The 16,026-nt window shown below is 45.1% G+C and carries 13 protein-coding genes; 3 read left to right on the top strand and 10 right to left on the bottom strand.

All coding sequences use genetic code 11. From position 1 onward, the window contains the following. The first annotated feature begins 178 nt into the window (after positions 1 to 178). Complete coding sequence (locus INR79_RS20215; RefSeq protein ID WP_223099402.1) at positions 179 to 1,879, top strand: S8 family peptidase; 1,701 nt, start codon at positions 179 to 181, stop codon at positions 1,877 to 1,879. Positions 1,880 to 2,060: 181 nt separating this feature from the next. On the opposite strand, the gene INR79_RS28145 is transcribed toward INR79_RS20215, so the two are convergent. Both INR79_RS28145 and INR79_RS20210 read right to left on the bottom strand, forming a co-directional pair. After that, the gene (locus INR79_RS28145; RefSeq protein WP_262415448.1) at positions 2,061 to 2,192 is read right to left on the bottom strand and encodes a hypothetical protein; all 132 of its coding nucleotides are present in this window, start codon (positions 2,190 to 2,192) and stop codon (positions 2,061 to 2,063) included. A 32-nt stretch (positions 2,193 to 2,224) separates the two neighbouring features. Next, the gene (locus INR79_RS20210; protein WP_223099400.1) at positions 2,225 to 5,854 is read right to left on the bottom strand and encodes a COR domain-containing protein; all 3,630 of its coding nucleotides are present in this window, start codon (positions 5,852 to 5,854) and stop codon (positions 2,225 to 2,227) included. A 973-nt stretch (positions 5,855 to 6,827) separates the two neighbouring features. On the opposite strand from INR79_RS20210, the gene INR79_RS20205 reads away from it, so the two are divergent. After that, on the top strand, positions 6,828 to 7,448 hold the full coding sequence (locus INR79_RS20205) for a protocatechuate 3,4-dioxygenase (protein WP_223099398.1): 621 nt from the start codon (positions 6,828 to 6,830) through the stop codon (positions 7,446 to 7,448). 220 nt (positions 7,449 to 7,668) lie between these two features. Continuing rightward, complete coding sequence (locus INR79_RS20200) at positions 7,669 to 8,868, top strand: CobW family GTP-binding protein (RefSeq protein ID WP_223099396.1); 1,200 nt, start codon at positions 7,669 to 7,671, stop codon at positions 8,866 to 8,868. 57 nt (positions 8,869 to 8,925) lie between these two features. Here the strand turns inward: INR79_RS20200 and INR79_RS20195 are convergent, their stop codons facing one another. From INR79_RS20195 to INR79_RS20160, 8 genes are all read right to left on the bottom strand, one after another. Continuing rightward, a complete protein-coding gene (locus INR79_RS20195) occupies positions 8,926 to 9,429 on the bottom strand; it encodes a GNAT family N-acetyltransferase (protein ID WP_223099394.1) in 504 nt (167 codons plus the stop codon). 8 nt (positions 9,430 to 9,437) lie between these two features. Continuing rightward, complete coding sequence (locus INR79_RS20190; protein ID WP_223099392.1) at positions 9,438 to 9,863, bottom strand: GNAT family N-acetyltransferase; 426 nt, start codon at positions 9,861 to 9,863, stop codon at positions 9,438 to 9,440. 27 nt (positions 9,864 to 9,890) lie between these two features. Then, positions 9,891 to 10,304, bottom strand: a complete 414-nt coding sequence (locus INR79_RS20185) for a GNAT family N-acetyltransferase (protein ID WP_223099380.1) — start codon at positions 10,302 to 10,304, stop codon at positions 9,891 to 9,893. Between the two features lie 30 nt (positions 10,305 to 10,334). Beyond that, positions 10,335 to 10,826: a GNAT family N-acetyltransferase gene (locus INR79_RS20180; RefSeq protein ID WP_223099379.1), complete on the bottom strand. Its 492-nt coding sequence runs from the start codon at positions 10,824 to 10,826 to the stop codon at positions 10,335 to 10,337. Between the two features lie 104 nt (positions 10,827 to 10,930). Then, positions 10,931 to 11,743 (bottom strand): SDR family NAD(P)-dependent oxidoreductase, encoded by an 813-nt coding sequence (locus INR79_RS20175; protein WP_262415447.1) that lies wholly within the window; start codon positions 11,741 to 11,743, stop codon positions 10,931 to 10,933. A gap of 48 nt (positions 11,744 to 11,791) precedes the next feature. Further along, a complete protein-coding gene (locus INR79_RS20170) occupies positions 11,792 to 12,169 on the bottom strand; it encodes a MerR family transcriptional regulator (protein ID WP_223099377.1) in 378 nt (125 codons plus the stop codon). A gap of 153 nt (positions 12,170 to 12,322) precedes the next feature. Next, positions 12,323 to 12,838 (bottom strand): copper-resistant cuproprotein CopI, encoded by a 516-nt coding sequence (gene copI / locus INR79_RS20165; protein WP_223099375.1) that lies wholly within the window; start codon positions 12,836 to 12,838, stop codon positions 12,323 to 12,325. Positions 12,839 to 12,902: 64 nt separating this feature from the next. Then, positions 12,903 to 16,025 carry an efflux RND transporter permease subunit gene (locus tag INR79_RS20160; RefSeq protein ID WP_223099373.1) on the bottom strand — a complete coding sequence of 1,041 codons (3,123 nt, stop codon included), beginning with the start codon at positions 16,023 to 16,025 and terminating at the stop codon, positions 12,903 to 12,905. Position 16,026: the final 1 nt, after the last annotated feature.

Here is a 16,026-nt window from a genome sequence, read left to right as displayed (position 1 = left end):
GGCGAATTTCCCTTTCTCTTTTCCATTCATTTCAAACTTATATGCATACTTTAATATGCAATACATTGCTTTATGGAATCAATTACGCACTTTATAAATAATGCGAATGATATTCAACTGTATTCATTTTATCTTCAGGTCGCTTTTTGAGCACATAATGATAAAAGGATGCAACACAATGAATAAAGGATATACACTTTCCGCTCTTGCAGTGGCGATAACTGCTTGTACCAGTTTTTCAGCTTATGCAAATGTCGAAGGAGACCCGATCAACTCTCCTTTCATAAAAGATGTAAAAGGCACCATCGTTGAGGATTACTCTCCTCAGTCGGTTAAACCGGCGTTAAGTGTTCTCAGAACACTGAGCGACCCGACAGAACACCGCGGCGACTGGTTCAACGCTTCTCCAAACTATTCAGCGATTCAGGGTTCTGGTGTCGATTTTGTATACGACCACCTTCTTCCACCACTTCAGCCACAGCCGATCATTGTTGCGGTTCTGGATTCAGGTGTGGATACCGACCATGAAGACCTGAAAAACAAGCTTTGGACGAACGAAGACGAAATTCCACACAATGGCATTGATGACGACGGCAACGGTTACATCGACGATATTCACGGATGGAACTATCTGGGTAACGCGTTTGGCGTCAATATGGAACAAGATACCTTAGAGGTGACGCGCGAGTACAAAAAGTACCTCAAGCTGAAAGAAAAGGGATATTGGATCTCGCCGAAAAAACGCGCTTACTATGAAGGCGTAGAAGCGGACTACCTAGAGTCGGTGGCTTACTACCAAAATGCATTGGATCAGGTTGTTCTGGCTACTGAGCAGGCAAACCAGTACAAAGCAGAAATTTTAGCTGTCGTAGACCACACCGATTTTTCTAAGGAAGGGCTTCAGCCACTACTGACTCATTCAGATGCTACTGTCGTTGCCGCTGCACAAGGTCTGCTGGTTGTATTTGAAAAATGGCGTTCATTTGAATACCTGGAGTCACGCGTAAGCCGCTACCAGGAATCCATCAACTACCACTACAACTTAGACTTTGATCCACGCAGAGCCATCGTGATGGACAACCCAAGAAACCCTTGGGAAAGAGGTTACGGTAATAATGATGTGAAAGGACCAGTTGGCAGACACGGTACACACGTTGCTGGCATCATTGCTGCCGAACGCAACAATGGCGTAGGCATCGACGGTGTGGCTGACTACGCTCAGATCATGGCTGTGCGTATGGTTCCAAACGGTGATGAGCGTGATAAAGACATCGCTAACGCGGTACGTTATGCCGTTGATAACGGTGCAAAAATCATCAACATGAGCTTTGGTAAGAGCTACTCACCTCACAAATACATTGTGGACGAAGCCTTCCGTTATGCTGCAAGCCGAGATGTATTGATTGTTCACTCCGCTGGTAACAGCCGCAACGATAATGACATCAAACCAAGCTACCCGAACCGTTACGCGGTTCACTACGGTGGTCACCCAATCCCAACTTGGATGGATGTCGGTGCTTCCGATAAAGCAGCGGATGAAAATCTGGTGACTTTCTTCAGTAGCTTTGGTCAAAAGAGCGTTGACATCTTCGCACCGGGATACCGAGTGCTTTCGACTACACCAGACAACACTTACGCCGCTTACAGTGGCACAAGTATGGCAGCTCCAGTCGTTTCTGGTGTCGCGGCTCTGGTTTGGTCTCGATACCCAGACTTATCAGCAACACAGCTGAAAAGATTGCTGATGAAACATTCCACGACGTACCCAGGGCTGTTGGTTAAGAAGCCGTCTTCGCCAGAAGATCTGGTTCCATTCAGCACCCTGTCGATTTCAGGTGGTGTGGTTAACGCAGAAGCGATCTTTGCAGACCTGAACTAAGCGGTTATTACGTCATCACCCGTTTTAAAATGGGTTGATGGATGTAAATTAAAACGCCCGATGAGTTTCATCGGGCGTTTTTGTATTCGTTATCCTGTGAAGTTTTTCACTAAAATGTGGAGACGTACAATCTAAACCGCATGGATGTGAAAGAAGTCAGAAACTACTTCTTCCACACAATTTAAGCTGCCTGAATTCGTTTCTTTATCAACTCTAGTGTTGCATCCACTTGAAGCTCTGGCTGGCGCTCTGTCACTAAATCGGCCAACCAAGTTAGGGAGTCAGCACAACTGGAGATAAACGACTGAGTCATTTGTAAACTTCGGACAGATTCTGCTCCAGCGTTTATTGCTCCAACTTTTTTATCATACTGTCGAGCTTTGTTAAATGCTCCGTCCAGAACTCTACAATTTCTAGTCTATCCATAAGATTGCCAATTTTGGCGTCTGCTAAAACTACAGGGATGACTTTACTCACAAACTCTTTTTGCTGTCCCTGACAACGGCTATATATCAAGCCCAACTCTTTCATGCAGTGCTCTGATTGAAGAGATTTTTCACTCACAAGCAATACGATGAAATCTCCGCGACCTATATTTCGCTCAAACTCATCAATACTGTCACCTAACTCCATCGAGTTTTTGTCTCGATGAACATCAAGCCAGTCCATTTCAGACAACTTAGAATAGATGTCGTTGCACATTGCCTGACGCTCGTCTGTCTCGTCACCCCATGCGTAGGAAAAATAAATTTTTGGTTTTTGTACTGCGGTTGCTTCACCCATATCGGAAAAAGGCTCCATTTTTGATTGATATTGAGAATCTTTGTCTTGCTGTTGCGTACCTAATAACCAGCGAACGTTAGGTGATTTGCCGAGATGGTTGGTTTCTTGTATCGATTGAACAAGGTGCTTAGCCAGACTATTTGAACCTTTACCAGATAGCGTGATATCTATATAACCAGGTCGGGAATAACTTTGTATCTGTTGTTGATTTCGCTCTTGCTCAGCAACCTCCACGCACTCAAACGAGACTTTCACATGATGTTTACTATCAAAATAACAACACCCATAGCGCCAGTAACATGCTTCAGACTTAGCGATCGAACCTATCTTACTCAGCAAAACGCGTTGTGTGGCATCATGAAGAAATTCATACTCTAATTGCACGTGCACATCTGGTTCTGAATATTGCCATATCTGAGAAATATGCCTCTCAACCACACTCTTTTCTGGTAATGCATCTGGGCTAATGTACTGATTATTAGCAACTTCAAAACACACACCACATTGCTCCATCATGTCAATGAAGAGGCCTGTTTGTGCCACACTGTTTGACTCATCCCATAACAACGGACTGATTGTTTCTTTTGTAAATTTACCCCAATTTGCCTTAAGTGCCGGGAGAGCATTGTCTCTTTCCAACAGCAAGTAGACACCCTCCAATGCCCATTCTTGGTCGAGTATAAGGTCATTATCAAAATGACCCTCGCTGTAGAACACAGCTCCTGATTGATGAAGATATTGCGCAAAAGAACTAGGTGCAGAAACGCCGGCACTTTCACACATTGCTTCGAACGACGAGAAACTTAACCTTTTTTCACCACACTCATATTTCTCTCGAATTTCCTGCTCAACCTTCATCCATGACTGGGGTAACCAAGTTTCACCATTTTTGTCCAGCTGATACTGAATTGAACGAGAGAAAAGCGGAGAAAAAATATCAAGCCCATCCTCAGCTATGGTGCTAATTGGCGTTCTCTTTAACCGAAGAAATGGGTTTGGGTGTGGGATAGGCTCAGATTGTTCCTGTTCTGGAAAGTCACACTGCGCCTGACATACGATGATGTTCGCATTTTCTCCTACCAGAGAATTCAGGTAGGCCAGCCAATAGCTGAGGGGCTTATTTCTTATATTGAGTTGCTCACAACTCACTAAGTTGGTATTTTCATGATCGGGGTGCCACAGCACAAGATAGAGTGCCCTGCGATCAATAAACAGGCTGTGTGTGCTTAAGTACACATCTTGCCCACCAAAATCCCATGTATTGATTTGTGTGCCATTGTCGTTGGTGTAGCGATCAATTTGAATACCATGCGTGCTAGGTATGGAAGAATCGAACCCCTTCCCCCGTAAGCGTCTAGCAAGTTGGGTTTTGCCAATCCGCCCGTTTCCAAGCAGCATCACCTTCATAGAATTTGCAGTACACTTCCCACCCGTTTTAACATCGTGCAGCCAGTTTTCTATGGCTGTTTGGTCAAAGTGTTCAGTGAGCTCTGAGGGGATATGTTCAATGGGTAAACTACCCCACACCTCTAGTCGAGGAGCATCTAGAAGCAGTCGCTTTCCAATATTCCAAGGTAAAGCTACCTTATCACAAGCACCTATTGAAAAATTGCTAAGCTGATGAAGCTCAGTGATATTCGATAGGTTAGATAAGTTAGTGCAATCCGTGATGTACAAGCGCTCAAGATGCTCTAAGAATTCTATACCTTGCAAATCTACAAAACTTTCGCACCTACTCACAACTAGATTAGTGAGCTGGGTATTGCTCCTCAGGCACAAAAAGTTAGTGATATTTGCTATCCCATATAGAGCTAAAGTCTTAAGTTGTTCTAACTGCCCAAAGTCAATAGCTTCACTAATCTCTAACGTTTTAATTTGCTTTAAGCCTTCAATTGAATCTAGGTCAACCAGTTGTGGACACCAAGACACATCCAAATGTTCCAACTTATCTAGTCCTTCAATACCCGATAAACTTGTAACACCTGTACAATCACAAATGCTTAACGCTTTCAGTTGTGTTAGCCCTTCTATACCAGATAACGTGGTTAAGGTATCACAATTGTTGGCGTTCAAATCTGTAAGTGTCGAGAGTGTTTCTATACCAAACAGGCTTACAATGTTTGTACAATCGCTAATATTCAACTTTGTCAGATGAGTCAGACCTTTTATCTCTTCTAGGCTAGTTAAACCTTGGCAATCTCGAAGCTCTAGCTCGGTAATCAGGTTCAGTTGCTCGATTCCAGATAAGCTCACTAAATTTTTACACCCTGAAACATCAAGGTGTTTAAGTTGCTTTAGCTCTTTAAGGACTGACAGATCAGTTAATAATTCACAATTTCTTAGTCCTAAATACTCAAGATGCTTATGCTTTTCCAAGCCTGAAAGATTGGTCAAATTTGCGCATGCACTTATATCCAGTGTAGTAAGTCGCTCCATACCTCGAGTAAATGTGAGGTCGGTGATAAAGTCTAAGCCACAACAATCTAGCACCTCAAGTGAGTTCAAATCGCTGATTTCAGCCAAGCTAGTCAGACCCTGACAGGAGGTAAGATTTAAGTTGTGAAGTTTTCCTAAGCTTTCAATACCATACAAATTTGAAAGATTTCTGCATCCACTTAAGTCCATACTCTCTAGATTGAGAAGGTGCTCAATGCCTGAAAGGCTGGTCAATTCTCCACAGCGACGAGCAGATAACTCTGATAGGCATATCAACCCTTGAACACCATCAAAAGACTTTAAACTTGAGCAATGATCGATGTTTAATACTTTCAGTTGATTGAGATTTTTAATTACATTCAGATCTGTGAGTAAATCACTATTTTCAAGACTAAGTGATGTCAGGCTTAGAAGATCCTCTATTTCTTCTAAGCTTGATAACGCGCTACAATACCTTAAGCTCAGTAAATTGATCTTCTCTAGCTTCTCAACTCCAGCTAAACTCTTTAAGTTTCGACAAAAATTTGCCTTTAACGACGTAAGTTGGGTTAGCTTTTCCACTCCTGTCAAGCTAGTTATGTTAACGCATCTACTTAGGTCGAGAGAGGTTAGCGTGGCGGAAAGTTTTTCTATCTCTTCTGGAATTTTCCTTAAGCGTAAGCCACTCAGATCAAGGTGTGTTCCACCACTTTCCAACGCTTCATTAATCAACCTTATGGCTTCTCGCTGGGCACCTGGGTGTTCAAAACTGCTCATATTGCATTCCTGTTTAGCCAACATTGACGTGTTGATTATGAGTAAGATGTGATTTGTTGAGATCAAATAAGTTGAGGAGTGCTATCGATAATCCTAGATAAGCTTTAAGCTGAAATTTCATATCACTCCACCACTTTATGCACATTTCTTTTTTCTATTTGATACATAGAATTAACTTGAAAAAGCAGTAACTCATCGTACAGACTTGAGCTATACGAGCAAGGTTTTCAAGTGTTAAGTGCGATAATCAACTCATTTCATTTATCTAGAATTCAGTGTTCTTGACATTTGGTATAGCGGTTTCAGGTGGTGTGGTTAATGCAGAAGCGATATTTGCTGACCTGAACTAAGCGGTTATTACGTCATCACCCGTTTTAAAATGGGTTGATGGATGTAAATTAAAACACCCGATGAGTTTCATCGGGCGTTTTTGATCTTGCTATCTGTTACTCAATTCTCTTCTATCTCTCTTAAAAATTTTTCGAGTATTTTTCGGCTTTCAGCGATTTTAGCCACTTGTTCATTAGCAACACTAATCTATTCATGCAGAAGAATTCTGAGTTCATCGCAAAAATTCACTCACTCCAACGAGCTATCAGCATTACTGCAAAATGCTTACGAGAATGAGCCAGTCGAAGAAGCCTAAGTGGGGTGAGCTCAAACATTCGGGAGCTGGATAGGCTCCCGAATAATTCTTCATCTGATTTAGGCGGCTAGCTAACTCATTTATCGAAAAATAACCCCAAAAACTCAAAATAGTTAAGAAGATAAAATCTTCATTAATTCAACTAGATATTTTAAATCACCACAAACTCATTATTAATATAATAATCAATAAACATTCATTCACTGAAACATTGAGCCTTCTTTAATGTCAGATTGATGAGATGACATGTTGGGAGCTGGGAACATCAACTATATTTTCCTAACACTGTCATCAGAAAAATCATAACTACAAGGAAGCTCTCTATCTATGAAATCAGTAAGTCGAAGAGGTATTGTAAAAGGCATAGCGGCGCTCGCAGCATTACCTATGTATTCACACAGTACTATCGCTGCAGTGTTCACTCCTAGTGCCACAGAAGGTCCTTTCTATCCGGAAACGTCGATGCGTTTTCCTGATATCGACAATGATCTGGTGAAAGTGGCTGGAGCCGTTGAACAAGCCGGCGGTGAGATCATTCATCTAAAAGGGAAAATTCTTTCTAAAGCAGGGCTGCCTTTAACCGGACATAAAATTGAAATTTGGCAATGCGATGTGAATGGAAAATATCTACACACAGGCGACGATAGAAACGTCACTTACGATTCTGGATTTCAAGGGTTTGGGCACGATGTAACAGATGAAGAAGGCAACTATCGCTTTCGAACCATCAAGCCTACCGTTTACCCAGGGCGTACCCCACACATTCATGTAAAAGTGTTTGATGGGGATCGGGAGCTTTTGACTACTCAGTTTTACATCGCAGGTGATTCCCGAAACCAAGCCGATAGCATTTTCCGCCGAATGTCTAAGAGTGAAGCAGACAGCGTCTCTATGGAATTCGTCGAAAATAACAATAGAGTTGAAACTCGGGTAGATGTCGTCGTCTGACGGATTTGGCAAATACCAGCAAGGCGCAACGCGATTAGATTACCGACTACATTATGTAAGCAGATTATGAACCAAAGGCGGTGGGCAGGTTTCCATCGCTTTTTGGTATGTTTCGCTCTCTTAACCGATAAAAATTACAAACCCATTCCGTTATGTTATAACGTCAACCAATTCAGATTTGATGCTCGTTAAGCATCTGTTCAAATAAAGGTTTACGTTCATGGCTACCATCCCTGTCACTATTTTGCACGGTTTTCTCGGTTCAGGAAAAACCACCGTTTTACGTAGCGTTCTGGCTCAGACTCAGGATGCCGACAGTGTTCCATCGGTGGTGGTAAATGACATGAGTGAGCTGGACGTCGACGGCGTGCTGATCATGAACACCGATGTTGTGAATGAAAACAACGGTAATTTTATGACCATCAGCGGGGATAGTGTAAGTAGCCCGGAAGGTGTTAAGAAACTCCACAAAGCACTCACAAGGCTCGTGAAGAAAAAACAGCCGCCGTGGATTCTTATTGAAACTTCAGGTAGTAGCCACCCTTTACCTCTGGTCGAATATTTTAAACGCCAGCAGCACGCCTACTCGTTGAAAGGTGTGATCACTCTTGTTGACTCTACGTGGTTAAGAGACGATTACGACCACGCGGAAGGTTTAATCCCAACTTGGCAGGAAAACCTGCAAAAAGGCATCCGTGGTTTGGAAAACCTTCTGGTTGAGCAGATCATGTTTTCTAACCGCGTTTTTCTTACCAAAACCGATAAGCTGGAAACGGAATCGGTTAAACGCATTGCACAGGCACTGCATCCACTCAACCCTTACGCCAATATCATACAAACCTCATGGGGTAACGTTGGGATTGAGCAGTTCAGAGACATTGAAAACTACAATTTCTTCTTGGTCGAACAACTATCCGCCGAGCTGAGAGATCAGGTCAATGCTCCGCTCACACTGGCAGGGAAGCAGGATCAAAAAATTGTCGCCAAGGTCATCAAAGACGACCGACCTTTCCACCCTGTTCGACTTTGGCAGACCTGCCACAGCTACCTGACCAAAGGAGTTTTTCGCAGCAAAGGCTTTTTCTGGATGCCTACCCGAGATGATGTTTCCTTGCTGTGGAGTCAGGCAAACGGAAACGTTGGGCTTGAGGTAGTGGGCTTCTGGCGTGAATCGGTTATTCATGATGAATCACAAGACTTCACTCCAGAACAGAGAGCCATTCTACAGGAGAAAATCGATGCCGTTGAAAGTCGGTTTGGTGATCGCCGATGCCGACTGACCGTGATTGGTCAAAGTGACGAAGCAGATACCTTTATCGAAGCGTTAAATCGCTGCTTCTTAACGGATGAAGAATTGGAACTGTGGAAAAACGGCGGAGAATTCGACGACCCTTGGCCAAAGAAAGTTGCTAAGGTCTAACCGACTCAAGAATCAAAGAACTGATAAAGCCAGTGATATTGTCACTGGCTTGTTGGTTTAAAGAAGACTTGAAGGCTCATCCAGCCCGTAAACATAACCAATACCGCGATAGCTAAGCTTAGATATCGTTATGTCTCGCTCCTTCTTCCGAACTGGATTATGCCTATTGTAGAAAGCATTATTTTTTGCGCCTAGCAGAGTCCAAACAATCATAGCGTTCTTATTCTTATCACCAAAATACGACTTTGCATCTTGAATCAGCGCGCTTCCAATTCCCTGATTTTGGGCGCTCGGGCAAACATATAAGCCCATCAGTTCAGCGACATCGTCTTCTTCACTGTATCTGCCTGCGGCATACCCAGCAATGGAACCATCTCGCTCGAAAACCTTTGAAAACACTGATTCTCGCTCTAAGTCTTTCTGCAATTTTGAAGCAAACCAATCAATGGTAAATAAACTGGTTACGCTTGGAGAAACCAGTTCTATCAGATCTTTCTGCCATGCATTATGAATCAGCGACGCAAGTGCGTGAATATCCGTTTTTTTAGCTCTTCGTATCAAATGAAATCCTAATCAAATTTTAAGCTCATCGTTATCAACGCATTTTCTTCTGACACAAGAACAAATCCGTGTTTTCGATACAAAGATACAGCGGGGTTTTCGCTGAATACACGAAGACGAATTTCAGATGAGCCACACTTCTTTGCATGCGCTAGTGCCAGCTTCAGGCTTTCAGACCCAATTCCTTTGCCTTGAAATTCAGAAGACAGCTGAAAGTCTCGAAGGTAAGTAATGTTCTCTTCGTAGGTAAATCGTACAACTCCGACTCGCAGGTCTTCGCTAATTACTTCAAAGTTGTCGTACTCTTCCCAGCTTTTCACAAACAACTCATGGCTCCAATCAATCCCGCGTTTTTGGTAGTAAGGAGCCATATTGGTTTTTGTGAGATTTTCGGCGTAATCTCGATCGCGGGAAGGGGCAAACTTAACTGTCATTACTGTCCTTTGCGTGCGGTGTAAATACTAGGAGTTTTTAGGAGCAAATTTCTTGGTCATTCCATGGCTTCTTGGTGACACCAATCTGTAGCCTAACTTCTGGTAGAATTCCGGCTCGTCGGCAATCATCGAAACATAGGAACCTTCAAGCGCCACAGAAGCGATGTACGCATCAATGTACTGCATGATTTGTTTGCCTAGCCCCTTACCCTGATAACTTGGGTCGACCGCGACATCCACCACTTCAAAGTTGCATGCCCCATCGCCGACGACTCGCCCCATTCCAATAAGTTTACCTTCGTCTCTAATTGATACTGCATAAAGTGAATTAGGTAGTCCTATTCTGGCGGCTTCCAGTGACTTTGCAGACAAACCCGCTGTAATCCTCATGGCTACAAACTCTTCAGGAGTCGGCGCTTCTTCAAAGGTTTTAATACTCATAAACTCGCCAATAATTTAAAGAAAACAATACTATAATAGCCTTTCCATTCGTTCTAGATCCCAGGTCTTTTCTTTGAAGTGCATGGCTTCTTTTTCAATCGAAACGGTTTTAAACCCAAGCGACTGATACACCTTTTTTGCCCTTTGGTTGTGGCTGAATACTGCAAGGCTGAGTTTGTTACAGCCATAATCATTCTTAGCCACATCAGCAAGCATTGTCAGAATGGTTTTTGAAATGCCCTTACCGCGGAACGAATCCGAAACAAACACCAAACATATGCGGCAGTGCGTTTCTGATTGTCGGTTGAGTTCAACAAAACCGGCTGCCTGATCATCATATTTGATCAAGAAAGGGATAACTTCCGGCTGCTGGCAGTGCTTGCGCAATTGTTCATGAGTAAGCGGATATTGGAAAGTGGGACCGGCCCAAAGATAAGTAAGCTCTTTTGACACTATCCAATCAGTCAGATACTCAAAATCATCTTCCGAAAAAGGGACAAGCGCGCAACTTAATTTTTCCATACTGCTTCAAACTCCTGAATTAGAGGAAGGAAGGGAAACTTAAGTAAAACCGTTTCCATCCTCTCCAATATACTCATAAACAGTGGCATCAAATAGCTTTGATTTTATACATTCTTCATCGCGCTGCTGTACATTTTCAGCATCCCATCTTTAGACAGAATTCGATTCAGGAAAACGTAGAACTTATTGTCTAGAAACGGAATTTCTCTAAAACGCTCCTTGAACAAAGCATCTAACCCTTTCTGTGCGACTTTTGCTGGGCTGACTCGATATTTTGCCGCAAATGTCCCCGAGCCTGAGCTAGACTCGTCCTTGCCATCGAAAGTAAAGAAGCCAGTATCTGTTCGTCCCGGTGACAAACAGGTGATGTTCACACCTTTGCCTTTCATTTCTACGGCTAAGGCTTCAGTAAAACTGGCGACATACGCTTTGCTGGCCGCATACGCTGCCATATAAGGCTGTGGTTGGTAAGCAGCGGTAGACGCTACGTTCATTAAGTATCCTTTGCCTTGTTTTTTCATTCGTCTGGCAAAGTATTCACTCAAGGAAGTCAGCGCTAACACGTTAACCGACACCATTTGCTGTATTTGTGCCGATGTGTGCTCGATATGCGCACCATACAATCCGTAACCTGCATTATTAATGGCAACGTCGATGGGGCTGGAATAGGCTTCAAGCTGTTGAATCACCTGAGCATGCGTAGCGGGATCGGACAAGTCAGCACAAATGGTTTGAGTAACGCCCTCAATTTGGCGTTCGAGTTCTGCCAATTTCTGAGGGTTGCGTCCGTGAACGATCAGTACGTAGCCTTGCTCAGAAAGAGACTTAGCAAATTCGAAACCAATGCCAGATGTTGCGCCTGTGATGAATGCCGTTTTCATAATGTTGACCTCTGTTTTGTCTGTTGAGGTCTTCATCCTAAAGTCTCCCGTATAGGGGAGAGTCAACACCTATTTACCAAAAAATTATTGATTAATATTTTCCAATAGACACTGATTGTAATGTTGAACGCTGATTTCCAGCTCATCCATTTCTTCGAGTCTTTTTTCCAATTCCGCTTTTTTGATAAGAATATCTGTGCGCTTTTTTTGCAGTTCGGCTTTCAGTAAGTCCATCGGCACCAAGCCTTCCTGTGTTTTGGCTTTTGCGATGGTTCGAAGCTCCTCCAAAGTAAACCCTAACCCTTTTGCGGCTTTGATCATGCCTAGCACTTGAATATAACTGTCGTCGTAGACTCGGTATTTGCCATCGCGTTGGGGGGATTTTATCAACGCAATGTCTTCGTAATGTCGAATCGCTTTAACGCTGACTCCGGTCTTTTTCGATAACTCTCCAATATACATTGTGATTTCTCCTCCCTGATGTGTTGCAAGAGTCTAAGGAAACCAAACTAAACAGCCTCTAAACATCGGAAGAATTTACAATGTAAATTGGATAAAAATCAGGCGATACGAATACCGCCCGAATTTCAACTTCTATTGGTTACTGAAGTCTGCTTAGATTTGAATCGACTTCACCATGCCTGCTTCGTAGTGCCCTGCAATGTTGCAGGCAAACTCTACATTGGTTTCACCATGAAAGTGCCAGGTCAATTGTTTCGCTTTGCCGGGCTTAACCGTCACAGCGCTACCCGTATCGTGAGCATGTGCGCCTTGCTCTTTCATCATGGCGCGATGCTTTTCCTGCTCTGCAAGTGAACCAATCGCAAACTCATGGTCGATCTTTCCAGTGTTGATCACCACAAACTGAACCACATCATTAGGCTCGATATTCACCTCTTTTTTAAACTTGATGGTCATGTCGTCGCTCAAAATAACGTGTACTACCTTGTCTGGCTTCGCGCCTTTGGCAGGCATCCCTACATCCGACATGCCTTCCATGTTCATCATATTGGAGTGGTCCATCTTGCTGTGATCCATTTTGGAATGATCCATCTTAGAGTGGTCCATTCCTTGAGCGAAAACGCCCGTTGTTGCCATACTGAGAATCAGTGCAATGATTGATTTTTTCATCTGAATATCCTTCTTTTTTTGAATTTGAATTCAGGGTCAACCAGCGGGTAACCCTGATCTAGAGTTACTCGCGCACTTCGCGCTGTTTCCACAATTTGAAAATGGCAGGGAGCACCAACAACGTCAGTAACAGTGCCGACGCCATACCACCAATCATAGGGGCAGCAATGCGCTGCATCACTTCCGAACCTGTGCCATCCCCATACATGATGGGAACCAACCCGATTATCACCGTAAGAACCGTCATCATGACTGGGCGAACACGCAGCCCTGCCCCTTCACGAATGGCGTTGGTCAGGTCGTCTTTCGTCAATGCGATGTCTGTTTCTGCTGCATCGAGCTTTTTGTAATGCCACGCTTGATTGAGGTAAACCAGCATGATGACCCCAATCTCAACCGCCACGCCTGCCAAAGCGATAAACCCAACCCCAACCGCAATGGAGAAGTTGTAGCCGAGGTAGTGCATCAGCCATAACCCGCCAACCATGGCGAGCGGCAATGTCAGCATGATGATCAGCACCTCTCCGACACGTCGGAAGCTGAAGTAGAGCAGCAGCATAATGATGGCAATGGTGATCGGTACGACGACACTTAAGCGCTCTTTCGCTCTCTCCATGTATTCGTATTGCCCCGACCAAGCCAGCGAATATCCGGCAGGAAGCGATAACTCGCTAGCCACAACTTGCTGCGCTTCGGCCACATAAGAGCCCAGATCGCGACCTTCTATATCCACAAACACCCAGCCGTTTGGACGAGCGTTTTCCGTTTTGATCATCGGGGGACCGTCTTCATAACGAATGTCAGCTACATCGGCGAGGGCAATACGGGCACCGTTTGGTGTCACCAAAGGCAGGTTTTCCAACATCACCACAGAGTTACGATACTCCTGTGGGTAGCGAACGTTGATCGGATAGCGCTCTAGCCCTTCGATGGTTTCGCCCACATTCATGCCCCCGACTGCCGTCGAGATCACTTGCTGAACGTCTTTAATGCTCAAACCATATCGGGCAGCCGAGCGGCGCTTGATGTCGATGGTGACATAGCGTCCACCCGCTACACGTTCTGCGTAGACGGAAGCGGTGCCGTTAATGCCATTCAGAATCGGTTCGAGCTCTGCACCTATGGTTTCAATCACCTTAAGATCAGGGCCAGCGATCTTGATACCAATCGGGGTTTTGATGCCCGTAGCCAGCATGTCGATGCGGGTTTTAATCGGCATAACCCAAGCGTTGGTTAAGCCAGGGAACTGAACCAGATTATCGAATTCTTTCCGCAAAGATTCAGACGTCACCCCTGCTCGCCACTCCGATTTGGGCTTAAGCTGAATAACGGTTTCAATCATCGTCAGCGGTGCGGGATCGGTAGCAGTTTCAGCCCGTCCAATCTTGCCCCACACGGTGTGGACTTCAGGCACGGTTTTGATCAGCTTGTTGGTTTGCTGCAATATCTCTCGCGCTTTACCTATTGAAATACCCGGATAGGTCGTCGGCATGTACATCAAATCGCCTTCATCCAGTGGTGGGATGAACTCGCTGCCCAATTTGCTGGTTGGGTAATAGGCAGAAGCCATCAGCCCAAGCGCTAAGACGATCATGGTTTTGGGAAAACGCAGGCTGACACTCAGCAGCGGTTTGTAGAGCGCCACCAGCCCTTTATTGACCGGATTGCGGTGCTCGGGCAGTACCTTTCCGCGAATGAAATAGCCCATAAGCACTGGCACCAGCGTAATCGCCAGCCCAGCCGAGGCTGCCATGGCGTAAGTTTTGGTGAACGCGAGGGGTGAGAACATTTTCCCTTCCTGCCCTTCTAAAGCGAACACGGGAACGAAACTCAATGTGATGATGAGTAGCGAGAAAAACAGTGGCGCGCCCACCTCCTCCGCCGCTTTACCAATCACCTGCCAGCGGTTCTTATCGGTGAGGGGCGTGCGCTCAATGTGCTTGTGCACGTTCTCAATCATGACGATGGCCCCATCCACCATGGCACCAATGGCAATCGCGATCCCCCCAAGAGACATGATGTTGGCGTTGATACCCTGCCAATGCATGACCATAAACGCAGCCAGTATCCCAACGGGCAAACTCAGCGCGATAACCAAAGAAGAACGAATGTGGAACAGAAACAAAGCACAGACAATCGCCACCACAATGAACTCTTCTGCCAGCTTCTTCCAAAGGTTTTCCACCGCCGCGTTGATCAGCGTAGAGCGGTCGTAGGTCGCCAAAATCTCAACACCCACAGGCAAACTACGTTGTAACTCGGTCAGCTTAGTTTTGACTTTGGCAATCACCTCACTGGCGTTCTCGCCAAAGCGCATCACAATCACCCCGCCTACAGCTTCCCCTTCGCCGTCGAACTCAGAAATGCCCCGACGCATTTGGGGTCCGAGGTTGATGTCTGCTACATCGCCAAGCAGCAGTGGTGTGCCTTTTTCGGTTACCTTTAACGGCAGCGACTGAATATCTTCAATACTGCTCAGATAACCCGTGGTACGTACCATGTGCTCGGCTTCAGCTACCTCAATCACCGACGCGCCCGTTTCCTGATTGCCGTTTTGAATCGCCATATTCACTTGCTGCAACGTCAGGTTGTAAGCCCGTAATTTGGCAGGGTCTATCTGGATTTGGTACTGCTTGACCATGCCGCCCACAGTAGCAACTTCCGATACGCCATCGACCGTTTGCAGTTCGTATTTCAGGAACCAGTCTTGCAGGCTGCGTAGCTGAGCCAGATCGTGCTGACCGGTCTTATCTTGCAGCACGTAGCTGTAAACCCAACCGACTCCCGTGGCGTCTGGTCCCAGCGTTGGCTTAGCATTCGGAGGCAAATTAGGGGCAACCTGACTGAGGTACTCCAACACCCGCGAACGTGCCCAGTACATGTCGGTATCGTCATTGAAGATGATGTAAACGTACGAATCTCCAAAGAAGGAGTAACCACGCACAGTTTCGGCACCCGGCACCGCTAACATGGCGGTTGTCAGCGGATAGGTCACCTGATCTTCGACCACTTGGGGTGCCTGACCGGGGTAACTGGTTTTGATGATCACCTGTACATCCGACAAATCCGGAATCGCATCCACAGGCGTGTTTTTCACGCTGTAAAGTCCAACGAGCACCAGAGCTAAGGTAGAAATCAGCACCAAGAATCGGTTACTGATGGACCAGCGAATGATTGCATTTATCATA

It is taken from the genome of Vibrio sp. SCSIO 43132, assembly GCF_019904195.1.
GTDB lineage: Bacteria > Pseudomonadota > Gammaproteobacteria > Enterobacterales > Vibrionaceae > Vibrio > Vibrio nigripulchritudo.
This window is presented reverse-complemented; position numbering and strand designations above follow the sequence as displayed.

Excerpts from the sequence above, each read along its gene's own strand:
- INR79_RS20215 (WP_223099402.1), top strand. The coding sequence starts at position 179 with ATGAATAAAGGATATACACTTTCCGCTCTTGCAGTGGCGATAACTGCT.
- INR79_RS28145 (WP_262415448.1), bottom strand. The coding sequence starts at position 2,192 with ATGACTCAGTCGTTTATCTCCAGTTGTGCTGACTCCCTAACTTGGTTG.
- INR79_RS20210 (WP_223099400.1), bottom strand. The coding sequence starts at position 5,854 with ATGAGCAGTTTTGAACACCCAGGTGCCCAGCGAGAAGCCATAAGGTTG.
- INR79_RS20205 (WP_223099398.1), top strand. The coding sequence starts at position 6,828 with ATGAAATCAGTAAGTCGAAGAGGTATTGTAAAAGGCATAGCGGCGCTC.
- INR79_RS20200 (WP_223099396.1), top strand. The coding sequence starts at position 7,669 with ATGGCTACCATCCCTGTCACTATTTTGCACGGTTTTCTCGGTTCAGGA.
- INR79_RS20190 (WP_223099392.1), bottom strand. The coding sequence starts at position 9,863 with ATGACAGTTAAGTTTGCCCCTTCCCGCGATCGAGATTACGCCGAAAAT.
- INR79_RS20185 (WP_223099380.1), bottom strand. The coding sequence starts at position 10,304 with ATGAGTATTAAAACCTTTGAAGAAGCGCCGACTCCTGAAGAGTTTGTA.
- INR79_RS20180 (WP_223099379.1), bottom strand. The coding sequence starts at position 10,826 with ATGGAAAAATTAAGTTGCGCGCTTGTCCCTTTTTCGGAAGATGATTTT.
- INR79_RS20175 (WP_262415447.1), bottom strand. The coding sequence starts at position 11,743 with ATGAAGACCTCAACAGACAAAACAGAGGTCAACATTATGAAAACGGCA.
- INR79_RS20170 (WP_223099377.1), bottom strand. The coding sequence starts at position 12,169 with ATGTATATTGGAGAGTTATCGAAAAAGACCGGAGTCAGCGTTAAAGCG.
- copI (WP_223099375.1), bottom strand. The coding sequence starts at position 12,838 with ATGAAAAAATCAATCATTGCACTGATTCTCAGTATGGCAACAACGGGC.
- INR79_RS20160 (WP_223099373.1), bottom strand. The coding sequence starts at position 16,025 with ATGATAAATGCAATCATTCGCTGGTCCATCAGTAACCGATTCTTGGTG.